Annotated in this window: 12 protein-coding genes; 7 read left to right on the top strand and 5 right to left on the bottom strand. The window is 35.7% G+C overall.

The window, feature by feature from the left end; all coding sequences use genetic code 11:
• Positions 1-92 precede the first annotated feature (92 nt).
• The gene (locus DB891_RS09615; RefSeq protein ID WP_116762942.1) at positions 93-1,007 is read right to left on the bottom strand and encodes a GlxA family transcriptional regulator; all 915 of its coding nucleotides are present in this window, start codon (positions 1,005-1,007) and stop codon (positions 93-95) included.
• A gap of 470 nt (positions 1,008-1,477) precedes the next feature.
• Between DB891_RS09615 and DB891_RS09610 the strand changes: the two genes are divergently transcribed.
• On the top strand, positions 1,478-2,668 hold the full coding sequence (locus tag DB891_RS09610; RefSeq protein ID WP_116762940.1) for a BaiN/RdsA family NAD(P)/FAD-dependent oxidoreductase: 1,191 nt from the start codon (positions 1,478-1,480) through the stop codon (positions 2,666-2,668).
• A gap of 2 nt (positions 2,669-2,670) precedes the next feature.
• Here DB891_RS09610 and DB891_RS09605 read toward each other — a convergent pair whose 3' ends face one another.
• The 3 genes from DB891_RS09605 to DB891_RS09595 all read right to left on the bottom strand — a co-directional run bounded on the left by DB891_RS09605 (position 2,671) and on the right by DB891_RS09595 (position 4,782).
• Positions 2,671-3,054 (bottom strand): DUF3037 domain-containing protein, encoded by a 384-nt coding sequence (locus DB891_RS09605; protein ID WP_116762938.1) that lies wholly within the window; start codon positions 3,052-3,054, stop codon positions 2,671-2,673.
• Positions 3,032-3,826 (bottom strand): HipA family kinase, encoded by a 795-nt coding sequence (locus DB891_RS09600; RefSeq protein ID WP_116762936.1) that lies wholly within the window; start codon positions 3,824-3,826, stop codon positions 3,032-3,034. The genes DB891_RS09605 and DB891_RS09600 overlap by 23 nt, the downstream gene beginning before the upstream one ends.
• A gap of 107 nt (positions 3,827-3,933) precedes the next feature.
• Positions 3,934-4,782, bottom strand: coding sequence for an NAD(P)H-hydrate dehydratase (locus tag DB891_RS09595; protein ID WP_116762934.1), 849 nt, complete (start codon positions 4,780-4,782; stop codon positions 3,934-3,936).
• 252 nt (positions 4,783-5,034) lie between these two features.
• Here DB891_RS09595 and DB891_RS09590 point away from each other — a divergent pair, with 252 nt between their 5' ends.
• Positions 5,035-5,454 carry a hypothetical protein gene (locus DB891_RS09590; protein WP_116762932.1) on the top strand — a complete coding sequence of 140 codons (420 nt, stop codon included), beginning with the start codon at positions 5,035-5,037 and terminating at the stop codon, positions 5,452-5,454.
• Positions 5,455-5,551: 97 nt separating this feature from the next.
• A complete protein-coding gene (locus tag DB891_RS09585) occupies positions 5,552-6,172 on the top strand; it encodes a hypothetical protein (RefSeq protein WP_116762930.1) in 621 nt (206 codons plus the stop codon).
• A 194-nt stretch (positions 6,173-6,366) separates the two neighbouring features.
• Here the strand turns inward: DB891_RS09585 and DB891_RS09580 are convergent, their stop codons facing one another.
• Positions 6,367-6,594, bottom strand: a complete 228-nt coding sequence (locus tag DB891_RS09580; RefSeq protein WP_116762928.1) for a CDGSH iron-sulfur domain-containing protein — start codon at positions 6,592-6,594, stop codon at positions 6,367-6,369.
• Between the two features lie 302 nt (positions 6,595-6,896).
• Between DB891_RS09580 and DB891_RS09570 the strand changes: the two genes are divergently transcribed.
• The 4 genes from DB891_RS09570 to DB891_RS09555 all read left to right on the top strand — a co-directional run bounded on the left by DB891_RS09570 (position 6,897) and on the right by DB891_RS09555 (position 12,262).
• Positions 6,897-7,478, top strand: a complete 582-nt coding sequence (locus DB891_RS09570) for a hypothetical protein (protein WP_116762924.1) — start codon at positions 6,897-6,899, stop codon at positions 7,476-7,478.
• Positions 7,479-7,639: 161 nt separating this feature from the next.
• On the top strand, positions 7,640-8,443 hold the full coding sequence (gene blaOXA / locus DB891_RS09565; RefSeq protein ID WP_116762922.1) for a class D beta-lactamase: 804 nt from the start codon (positions 7,640-7,642) through the stop codon (positions 8,441-8,443).
• 138 nt (positions 8,444-8,581) lie between these two features.
• Positions 8,582-10,120 carry a S10 family peptidase gene (locus DB891_RS09560; RefSeq protein WP_116762920.1) on the top strand — a complete coding sequence of 513 codons (1,539 nt, stop codon included), beginning with the start codon at positions 8,582-8,584 and terminating at the stop codon, positions 10,118-10,120.
• Between the two features lie 282 nt (positions 10,121-10,402).
• Positions 10,403-12,262, top strand: a complete 1,860-nt coding sequence (locus DB891_RS09555) for a peptidase U32 family protein (RefSeq protein WP_116762918.1) — start codon at positions 10,403-10,405, stop codon at positions 12,260-12,262.
• Positions 12,263-12,284: the final 22 nt, after the last annotated feature.

The following is a 12,284-nucleotide window of genomic DNA, read 5'->3' as shown; positions in this document are numbered from 1 at the left end:
GACGCAAAGAACAGAAAGGATAAAGTTTGTGAAAAACATTCAACAACTAATTTATTCTGTGAAATGGTACTAGTCACGGATAGTCATATATTTTAATTAATTAGCCGACTTAACTGTCTTTCACTTTGTAAACCCACATGGGTAGCAATTTCTAATCTGGTCAAATCAGGGTTCTTTAAAAATTCTTTAATTTTTTCTTTTCGGATAATAGTGATATAATCATTTACAGTAATTGCGGTTTCTTTTTTAAATATTCGAGTGAAATTACGTTCGCTCATACAAGCAATTTCTGCCAATTCACCCAGATTTGCTTTTTGATTGATGTTTTCAATAATCCAATCTTGAACTTTATGAATTCCTGAATGTATGTGATTTCTAAAACCCAACAGTTCACTTTCTTGCTTCTGATTTCCTCCTCTTCTATTGTAAACGACTAATTCCCTAGCAACAAGATGTGCAAAATGACTTCCTTTTAGTTCTTCAATAATATGTAATGTTACATCGATACCCGAAGCAATTCCGGCACTTGTATAAATTCCATCCTGTTGTGTGAAAAGGATATTGTCAAGAACTTTAGCTAGCGGATATAATTCTTGTAGTTTATTGGTTAATTTAAAATGTGTTGTACAAGAAATATTGTTTAACAAGCCACATTCAGCCAAAACAAATGCACCTGCACAAATACTAACTATTTTAATACCAGAATTATAGCTATTTATTATCCAATTTAATAAATCAGTATGTTTTTTAAATTCATCAGAAATCAGATAATTTGCATTTGACCCCGGAATAATTAAAAAATCACCTTTCTTAAATTGTACTTCCGAAAAGTGTTTCAAATTTGCAATTGGCAATCCTGCTGTGGTTACAACATTGTTCTCTAAATTGCAATATTCAATTTCAAAATCGGCACCAAAACCTATAGCTTCAAGAATGGCTTGGTCTGGTCCAGCCAAATCCATGAGATGTATTTGTGGTAAAACTAAGAATACAAATTTTTGATTCATCACTATTAATAATAATAATAATAATAAGTTAAAGTGCAAATATAGTGACTATAGTTTTTGTTGGTTAGTCAATAAAAAGACATTTTCGGCCAAATAAAAACCAATTAAAAATTAGAACGAACTGGTTTTCTCAGACACCCATAAATTTCTCGCAATCTACGAGCAGCTCGCGTAAGGGATTACCTCACATTGTATTTATTTTCATTCGAGTTCGGTGAATTTCATTTGCGGCGATATCCTTTATTTTTTTTCTTTAGAAAAATAAAGATAAAGCCAAAAGCCCGACCCCAAAGTAGCAGATGGTTGAATCAAAAACGAAATTTTCTGCTTTGGGGTTACTCCCAGATTATGAAAATAGTTGGGGTTGATATTCGGATACAAAACCAATTCTTCAAACGGGCGTTAAAACGTTAGCCAATAAAAAAACGAATATCAGGGTTAATCGGTAAAACAAACCCTATTTTTGCAGTGTGAAGAAATCAGTTTCAATTATAGGAGGAGGACCTGCAGCACTTTTACTCGCTGTATTTTTGGATTCTCAGAAATTTAAGGTTACGATCTACGAGAAAAACAAAGCATTGGGGAGAAAATTTATGGTGGCCGGAAAAGGGGGATTTAACCTGACCCATTCGGAACCCATTGCTGAACTCATCGCGAGGTATACTCCACCCCATTTTTTGCAAGAAGCATTACTTAATTTTGACAACCAAGATTTTCGAAATTGGATTGATACCATCGGGATTCCAACATACATTGGCAGTAGCAAGCGTGTGTATCCGGAAAGCGGAATTAAACCCATAGCGGTGCTAAACGCAATCCTCGCTGTACTTGACAAGCAGGGTACTGACATACAATATAATCGCATCTGGACAGGTTGGAATAGCAGCCATGATCTTGTTTTCAATACTGATACAGAGATAAAATCGGACTATACCATTTTTGCCTTGGGCGGAAGCAGCTGGAAGGTAACTGGCTCTGATGGCACATGGCTTGATTTATTCAAAACTCAGGGAATTGACATCGCTCCGTTTCAGGCTTCTAATTGTGCCTACCGTGTTCACTGGCCGGAAGATTTCATCATGGAACATGAAGGCAGTCCGCTAAAAAATGTAGCGATTAGCTGTTTGAATAAAAGACAAAAAGGCGAAGCGGTAATCACCCGTTTCGGTTTAGAAGGGAATGCGATTTATGCGCTTAGTCCACAAATTCGGGAGGAACTTGAAAATCACCAAAAGTCCACTATTTTTCTAGATCTAAAGCCTACATTAAGTTTTGAAGATTTGCATCAAAAGATTAAAGAATCAACCTTAAAAAAGACAAGCGAAAAATTACAAAAAGAGCTTAAATTGAGTGCAGCGCAGATTGGACTTTTGAAAAAATATCTTTCAAAAGAAACCTACCTCAATCCGGAACTGTTAGCACAAAATATCAAAAAACTTAGAATAGAAATCACTGGTTCTGCCCTATTAAACGATGCCATATCCACAACAGGAGGTGTTCGATTGAATGCCGTGGATCAAAACTTCCAATTAAAAAATCTGAAAAACCAATATTGTATTGGAGAAATGCTGGACTGGGATGCACCCACGGGTGGCTATCTTCTTCAGGCTTGCTTTAGTATGGGTGTGCATCTTGCGCGTCACCTGAATAGCATTCCTTAAATTTACAATACCAATTCTTCAAACAAGCATTGAATCGTTTTATCCAAATCCGTACACAAACCCGTATGAGGTCTGGAAGTTTGTATCGCTGAACTTCGGATAGCAGTCAACCATCGAAAACGAGACGGAATATCGAACTCGCCAATAGGTCCCCCGCCTTTGCCTCCGTTTGCCACTTTTTGGAAGGCTTCTAAATTCAATTCAAGTTGTTCTAAATCAAAATCTTCTGAGAACATCAACAATTTCGTTTCATTAACAGAATAAAGCATTTTTATGAATTTTGCTTTTTTGCAAAACAGAATAATGCCTACATTCAGGAACTCTTCTCGTTCTACCCTTGGCACAACGCGAATAACGGCATATTCATATAAGTTTTTCTCTTGCATTTTGGGCTTCATTTATAAAAATTTCTGAATGGTTCAATCTAGTCCATAAAAACTGAAAGTAAACGGCTCTTATTTCGTCTGGAGTTTGCTCGGTGTCTTCCCAATGGAGCCAATCTTCTGGTATATAATTAACAATATCCTGCAATATCTCTTTGGTCAGCAACTTTCTAAAAGCAAGATCGGCCGCTGCCAATTCACTGGCTTGAGGCAATAACACATGATCTTTTATCAACGCAAAAGGACTTTTGGCATGTGTTTCCCAAGTATTCCAAGAATGATGAAAATATAGAGAGGCTCCGTGATCAATAAGCCATAATTCTTTGTGCCAAATAAGCATATTGGTATTTCTGAACGTACGATCTACATTGGTAATAAAGGCATCGAGCCAAACGATTTTCGACGCCAACTCAGCAGGCAATTTCGTCACTACGGGGTCAAAAGTAATAGCTCTCGACAAAAAATGCAACGCCAAATTCAGTCCTTGGCTTCCTTGTAATAAATCTTGAATTTCCTCATCGCCTTCGGTACGACCAAAAGCTTCGTCGAGATTCGCAAACACCAATTCAGGCATTTTTAGATTCAAAACTCTGGCGATCTCTCCGCCTATGAGTTCAGCGATAAGGGCTTTTACGCCATGTCCCGCACCTCTAAATTTCAAGACATATTTAAAATCATCGTCTGCTTCTGCTAGAGCGGGCAACGAACCACCTTCCCGCAGCGGCGAAATGTAGCGCGTAACATTTACGGTTCTTAATTCAAGTGGTTTTTTCATGGTAGAATTTTACGAACTACAAACTTACAAATAACAATTTTCAAATTTCTAAACTTTTAAACTTCTAAACCCTTAAACAATTTAAACTTTTAAACAATTTCAAACCCTCAGCCCTCCAAACTCAAATACGCTTTCCCAATATTCTCAATAATAGACGAAGCGATAAAAGACTGATGGCCTGTTTCGGGCAAAGCAATATCGGCGGTCAATCCGTGGAGATACACACCCAGGATAGCCGCATCAATAGGTTTATAGGATTGTGCCAAAAGACTCGTAATCATTCCCGTCAAGACATCTCCGCTTCCGGCTGTGGCCAAAGCGGCGTTTCCAGTAGTATTTACATAAATTGCGTCTCCGTCAATAATGTAGGTTGGTGCCCCTTTCATCACAATAACGACTTGGTTCACTAGCGAAAAAATAACCGCTTTGCTAAACATTTCCTCTTCCGAATACCATTTCCCTATCAACCGTTCCAGTTCTTTGGGATGCGGAGTCAAAACTGTTCTAGGAGAAATCAACGCCACCCAAGACGAATTATGTGCCAAAATATTCAGCGCATCAGCATCAATAACCAACGGAAGACTCGTATTCGACAAAAAATCATGAAGTGCCTTTTGGGTTGCCATTTTCTGCCCCATTCCGGGGCCAATTCCTATCGCATTGGGTTCCAAATGAAAAGTAATCTCCGATAAATATTTATCATGATCATCCGTCACCACCATCACTTCGGGAATGGCAATTTGTACAATGTCGTAACCACATTGTGGCACAAAAGCAGTCACCAACCCGCAACCCGTTTTCAACGCCGCTTTACTAGCCAAACACATCGCCCCAATTTTGCCATAACTCCCGCCAATGATCAAAGCATGTCCCTGCATCCCTTTGTGCGTATGTTGGACAATGGGTTTGTACCGTTTCAGAATTTCATTTCGGTCAATGGCTATAGGACTATTCATCAGCTTGAATTTTCTATTAAAAGTACAAAATTCTAGTGACCTGCTAAACTAAATTCCAAGAGACAGAAATTCAGAATTCTGAAACTCAAAACATTCATGCCAATTTGCGTAAAATAAATTTAATTATAAGTTTTTATTTATTTTAAAATTAAAAAGATGTATTTTATCGACAAATAACGTATTTAATCTTATTTACTGTTTTTTTGGCATTATCTTTGAAAACAAAATAATAACTAATTTAAAAACCTGAAAATGAAAAAATTAATTATTATAGCATTGCTTACTATCGGTTTCCAAGCAAATGCCATGCAAATCGTCACACCAAATGACGGCTGTTCTTCTCAGGTAATAAAATCATCATCCAATAAAAACGGTATTATAAAAAAAACAAATGGCGTAATCGTAACTACTAAAGAGACGATGTCCCTAGAAATAGACCCTTGCAACCATACTGTCATAATAGAACTGAATAAAAGGAACTTCGATTTAGTACTTTATAAAACGGACGAATCCGGAACAATACATGCCGCTACCCTAAATGGCAAACAGATCATTAAGATAAACATCAACTCCAATACAAATGAAGAGGAAACCTTGATTGGAGATTTAATTTTTACAACCTACATCACTAATAAGGTTATAGATTCTCGGCCAATAGCGGTTGAGGATTAAATGAATCAGCGTGTGCCCGATTGCAAATCCGAGCTATCGAATTCTGTTTTAAATATTTTAAAATCCGTAACTTAGCGCATAACTAAACTTTACGATTATGAGAGTTTTATTTTTTTTAATCCTACTCTTAACAGTACAATCATGTGCTACAAAAAAGTACATAAAGAAACTACAGCTGCCTGACGGAATAAAGTCTGCAACCGAAGAAAGATATGCGGTAGTCAATGATCAGAAAAAACTTTTGCATAAAAAGGATATCGTCTTTACTAAAAATGGTCGTATCAAATATTCCAAAACTGTTGATTCGTTAGGCAATCTATTGCAAGAAACCGAAAAGAGATTATGGTTTGAAGTGGAATCGTATCCGAATAAAGAACCGTATTACTGTAAAACACGTTGGAAACCGAATCAACGCGAACGCATCAGTTGCTACACCAAAAAAACATACAAACAAAATGAAGCCATTTATCATTATAATACTGATGGAACTATTGATAATATAATAGATAATTTTACAACTTTCCACAAACAGTATTTTTATTACACGAACAATGAACTCTCTAAAATTGTTATCCGAGACAAAAATGATACACTTATTGATGAAGTTTTAATAAGCTGTGTGACCAAAAATGAAAAAGGGACTTGTTTGAAAGAGATTAGAATTTCGAGTACTACAAACTATAGAGAAGAGATACTTTTATCTTTGAAATATAATTAATTTACTGTTTTTTTTAGCAATGTTAGTTCAATAGCGTGGATATAGCAATACAACAATAGTACAGATTTACTTCGTCAGTTCGCTATGCTCGTGTGAGATCAGTGACCGCAATCAAAGTCCTATTTAATTAAAAAAAGAAAGCTGCATTAATAAAAAATGCAGCTTTCTTGTTTGAATATAAAAAAACGAATTCCTTAATTTGTTTTCATAGGTGGCAAGTCAAATGCTTTTGAATCATGTTCAAAAGTACTGCGGTGTGCACCATCGCAAAAAGGTTTATTGGATGATAATCCACAACGGCAAAGTCCCAAAGCTGCTCTTCCCTGCAGTCCATAAACGTTACCTTCTTGATCCATTATTTCGAAATCACCCTCAATTTTTATAGATCCGTTGCGATTGATAATTAATTTTGTCTTACTCATAATGCTATTTAATTTTTTGAGTTCAAAGATTGCAAAATATATTTTTAGGGTTTAGTATTGATGTGCTTTTTTTAGGATTCAAAACCCTAATTTACATTCAATCTATTTTATGCAAAAAACCGAACGCGATTCATAATCCGTCCCCACAATTAATATCGACAATCAAAATTGATAAATTAAAAAACTTCCCAAATTATCATCTTAAGAAAATAATTCACCAAACATTAACTTATTGTTCGGTTAACATTGCAAACAGAGAATTAAAATATTTTTGCGATAAATTAACAAAACAAATATTTTAAATGAAAAACCTGTTTCCATTCGTAGCTACACTACTTTTTGCTTTTAACGCAAATAGCCAAACCCAAAACTACGCAACTCTTAAAGTAAAAATTACCAATCTTGAAGTCGATTCTTTAGTAATTATCTCGTACAAAAACCCTAATTTCAAAAAAGTCATTAAAACAAACAAGGACGGAATACTGAAAGATACACTGAATGTAAAAGGTGGCAAATATTACGTAAGCAACTGTTCGAGTTTATTTCCCAATGGAATTTATCTAAACAATGGATATGATTTAAAGATTAGTGTTGATGCCAAAGAACCTAAAAAAACCTTAGCCTTTACAGGAAAAGGTGCTGTCGAGAATGAATTTTCTACGACTTTTGCCAAAAGTGAAGAAAATTTTGATTACGAATCGCTGTTGCAATTAGACGAAATTCAATTTAACAAAGAAATTAATCAAATACGATTGAATTTGTTTGCTACTCTGGATAAGAAAAAATATGCCTCTGATTTTGTTGTGTACCAAATAGCCTATTTGGATTATTTTATCGAAATGAAAACTCAAACCTACATGGCAATCGTAGAAGGGAGAAAATAAGGGATTTTTCCAATCTATACTTTCATAAATACACTTACAAAACGTAAAAGCTATAAAAGTCTCTTCGATTTTTATAGCTTTTGGTCTTTTATACAGAAATCACAATACAATAAAATGGCGAAAAATAGGGTTAAATTTGAAAAAACAAAAGACTAATTAAAATGAGAAAAATATTCATCCTTATAAACCTGGTTCTATTCGTAAATCTAAACTCGCATGGGCAAATAAAAACGAACGAAGTCTCAAAACCCGAATTCGGAAAATTTTTAGACAGCCTGAAAGTAAAAGGAGCGATTTTAATTTACGATGTAAAAAACAATACCTATTATTCGAATGATTTTGCTTGGGCAAAAATGGGAATCATTCCTGCCTCGACTTTCAAAATTCCAAATTCAATTATTGCCTTAGAAACTGGAATAATCCAAAATGATTCGGTCATTTTTAAATGGAATGGAGAAAAACGCAATTTCAAAAAATGGGAACAAGATTTAACTTTCAAAAAAGCCTTTCAAGTTTCTTGTGTTCCCTGTTATCAAGAAATTGCTAGAAAAGTTGGGGTTAAAAGAATGAAAACCTACTTAAAGAAATTAAATTATACCGGAATGGTTTTTGACACTCTAACCATCGATAATTTTTGGCTGCAAGGAAAATCCAAAATTTCCCAGATGCAACAAATAGACTTTCTGGAAAGATTGTATTTTTCCAAATTATCTATTTCCAAACGAACCGAAAACATCATGAAAAACATAATGCTAATCGAGAAAACCAAAAGTTATACTTTAAATGGAAAAACGGGTTGGGGCATGAGAAATGATGTAGATAATGGTTGGTTCTTGGGTTATTTAGAAACAAATAATTCAGTTTATTTTTTTGCGACAAATGTCGAAATGAAGGATGCAACAATGGAGGTATTCCCGGCGATTCGCTTAAATTCTACCAAAGAAGCATTTAAAAAACTAAATTAATAGAATAAAAAACAACCCGATTCCAAAGATATACCCAAAGAACATCATCCTTTTTTTTAGTATTTAAAATTGCTCTCCTATTAAAAAGCAATATATTAGTCCTTTTAAATAACATCAAACTAACCAAACAAAAACCTTATGAGAAAAGCTTCTATTTCTTTTATCTTGATTGTATTTGTTACCACTTTGTATGCTCAAAATCCAAAGTCAACACCAACTCCTCCAACAGCAACTGCCGAAAAAGAAAGTATTTCGCCAGCCAGTCTAACTTTCAAACCAGATTCACAAGTTATAACAAATCACATTACGACAATAAAAGGTCAAAAAATTCCTTTTAGGGCAACTACCGGAACTATGCCAGTTTGGGATGAAGAAGGAAAAGCAATTGCAGGACTATTTTACACCTACTATGAACGTTCTGATATAAAAGACAATGCGTCGAGACCTTTAGTCATTTCTTTTAATGGAGGTCCAGGTTCGGCTTCGGTTTGGATGCAAATTGGATATACGGGACCACATCTCCTCAATATTGACGATGAAGGCTACCCAGTACAACCGTATGGAATTAAAGAAAATCCGTACTCCATTCTAGATGTTGCCGACATTGTGTTTGTAAATCCCGTAAATACTGCCTATTCAAGACCAATCAGTAAAGATGTACCAAGCACTAAATTTTTTGGTGTTAATGCCGATATTAAGTATTTGGCAGATTGGATTAATGGTTTTGTAAATCGTAACAATCGTTGGGCTTCCCCAAAATACTTGATTGGAGAAAGCTATGGAACAACCCGTGTTTCTGGACTTGCCTTGCAATTACAAAATGAGCAATGGATGTATCTAAATGGTGTTATCTTGGTATCGCCAACCGATTTAGGAATCAAAAGAGGCGTTGTCTCTGAAGCCGCCCTGAGATTACCTTATTTTGCTGCAACCGCTTGGTATCACAAAATGCTTTCCCCAGATTTACAAAATAAAGATTTGACCGCCATGCTTCCCGAAGTGGAGGATTTTGCCCTAAATGAACTCCTTCCTGCTTTGAGCAAAGGCAACATGCTGGAAGAATCCAAAAGAAAAGAAATAGCGACAAAAATAGCTCATTATTCAGGATTATCAGAAAAGGTAGTTATGCAAAATAATCTAGATGTTTCACTTGATTATTTCTGGAAGGAACTATTACGAGATAAAGGTTACACCGTAGGAAGATTGGATTCCCGTTATATAGGTATTGACCGTAAAATAGCTGGAGACAATCCCGATTTTAATGCAGAGCTCTCTTCTTGGTTGCACTCTTTTACCCCTTCAATAAATATGTACATCAGAAACAACCTGAATTACAAAACCGATTTCAAATATAATATGTTTGGTGCCGTACATCCATGGGATGAAACAGGAAATAAAACTGCCGAAAATCTTCGTCAGGCGATGGCTCAAAATCCATATCTAAAAGTAATGGTACAGTCCGGTTATTATGATGGTGCCTGTGATTATTTTAACGCTAAATATGATTTGTGGCAAATGGATCCTAGTGGAAAACTAAAAGACCGAATGTCGTGGAAAGGATATAGAAGTGGTCATATGATGTACTTAAGAAAAGAAGACTTGCAAACCTCAAATGAAGACATTAGAGAATTCATAAAACAATCATTACCTAATGCTGGTGTACCCGCAAAATATTAAACCCATTCCATTTTCATAAAGAGAGGCTGTTCCTGTTAATCGGGAACAGCCTCTCTTTTTTGATTGTATTCCCATTATTATTTATTTTTGTGTTTGATGAGACCACTCCTCAATTTTCTCAAAATTCCTATTTTAATTTATCACAAATCCTACATTTACAACTCCAACTTAAAAAAAATCCTTTTGGGTTAGAAATCTTGGATTATTTATAAGAACTTTGCACGCTTTTTGTGAAAACACAATCCTAAGAGCTTTTAGAAATTATAAAATGATCCTCTACAGATGAAGAAGAAAGTAGAAATATTAGCGCCCGCAAAAGATTTAATTCATGGTATAGCGGCCATTAACAGTGGTGCCGATGCCGTTTATGTTGGTGCTCCCCAATTTGGAGCCCGTTCCAATGCAACCAACTCTATTGAAGATGTTGCTGCCTTGGTACAATATGCCCATTTATACAATGTTCCTGTTTTTGTGGTTTTGAACACCATTCTGTACGACAACGAATTGGAAACTTGCCGTCAGCTGATTTGGAAATTATATGATATTGGTGTCGATGCGCTTATCATTCAAGATATGGCCATTATGGAAATGGACCTGCCTCCTATCATTTTGCACGCCAGCACACAAGCCAACAATAGAGATGCCGATAAAATGAAGTTCTTGGCCGATGCCGGAATCAAACGTGTGGTGTTGGCTCGCGAATTGAACTTGCACCAAATCAAAGAAATCAGTACTGCAACCGATGTGGAGTTAGAATTCTTTGTAACTGGAGCATTATGCGTTTCTTTCAGTGGAAATTGTTATATGAGTGTTGCCAATGGAGAACGTTCTGCCAATCGCGGTTCTTGTGCCCAAAACTGTCGTTTGCCGTACAACCTAATTGATGGTCATGGAGAGACACTAATCAAAAACACGCACTTACTTTCTATCAAAGATTTTGATGTTTCTAACGAAATTCCAAATTTAGTGGAAGCGGGAGTTTGTTCCTTCAAAATTGAAGGACGCTTGAAAGATATCGTCTATGTAAAAAACAACGTTTCTTACCTTAGACAAAAACTGGATGCTTTCTTGGCAGAAAATGATAAGTATACCAAAGCTTCTTCAGGTAAATGTACTTTTACTTTCGATTCGGCTTTGAATCGTACGTTCAACCGTGGCTATACCGATTATTTTGTGAATGAACGTCACAACACTATTGGTTCTTGGGAAAGTCCAAAATCAAAAGGGCAATACATTGGAAAATTAATCAAAACCGTTGGAAATGCCTACGAAATTGAAAACGGACACGTATTGAACAATGGTGATGGTTTGTGTTACATCAATGAAAACAACGAAGCCGACGGTATTTACGTCAATAAAGTCGAAAATGGTTTGGCGTATCCTAATGTACTAAAAGAAGTCAAGGAAGGAACTTTCATTTACCGCAACAATGATGCTACTTTTATCAAAATCGTAGAACGTGAAGACAGCGCCGTTCGTAAAATAAGCACTTCTTTGTTATTATTCGAAAATGAAACTGGTTTTGAATTGCTTGCTACCGATGAAGACGATAATGTAAGTACGGTTCAATTGGCTCACCCAAAAGAGCAAACCAAAAACAATCAATCTATCGAAGAAAACATCAAAGCCCAATTGGCAAAAACAGGTTTCACTCCTTATACAGCCGATGAAATAACAGTTCAATTCTCGGATAATTGGTTTTTACCCATTTCAAAAATCAATGAAATGCGTAGAACCGTTTACGAACAATTATCCGAAACTCGTTTGAAAAATTACAAACGTGAGGAACGCAAAATTGAAAAAACAAGTCACCCCTACCCTGTAGAAAAATTGGATTTCATGTATAATGTTTCCAACAAATTAGCTCGTAAATTCTATGAACGACATGGAGTGACTGAAATTGAGAAAGCGTTTGAATTGCAATGGGACCCGGGAAAATCACGTGTAATGACTACCAAATATTGCATCAAATACGAGTTGGCCAAATGTCCAAAATACCATAAAGACACCATGGAAGCCAAACTGAAAGAACCTTTGGTTTTGAAACAGGGAGAATTGGAATACAAACTAAAATTCAATTGCAAACCCTGCGAAATGGAAATCTGGGAGAAAGACGCCGAATTTGAAATTGAAGAAGATTAAAAAAAGTAACACCGATTTACTT

Origin of the sequence: Flavobacterium laiguense, from assembly GCF_003097655.1 — a bacterium.
Classification (GTDB): domain Bacteria; phylum Bacteroidota; class Bacteroidia; order Flavobacteriales; family Flavobacteriaceae; genus Flavobacterium; species Flavobacterium laiguense.
The sequence above is the reverse complement of the archived record's forward strand: the minus strand, read 5'-3'. Positions and strand labels throughout refer to the sequence as shown.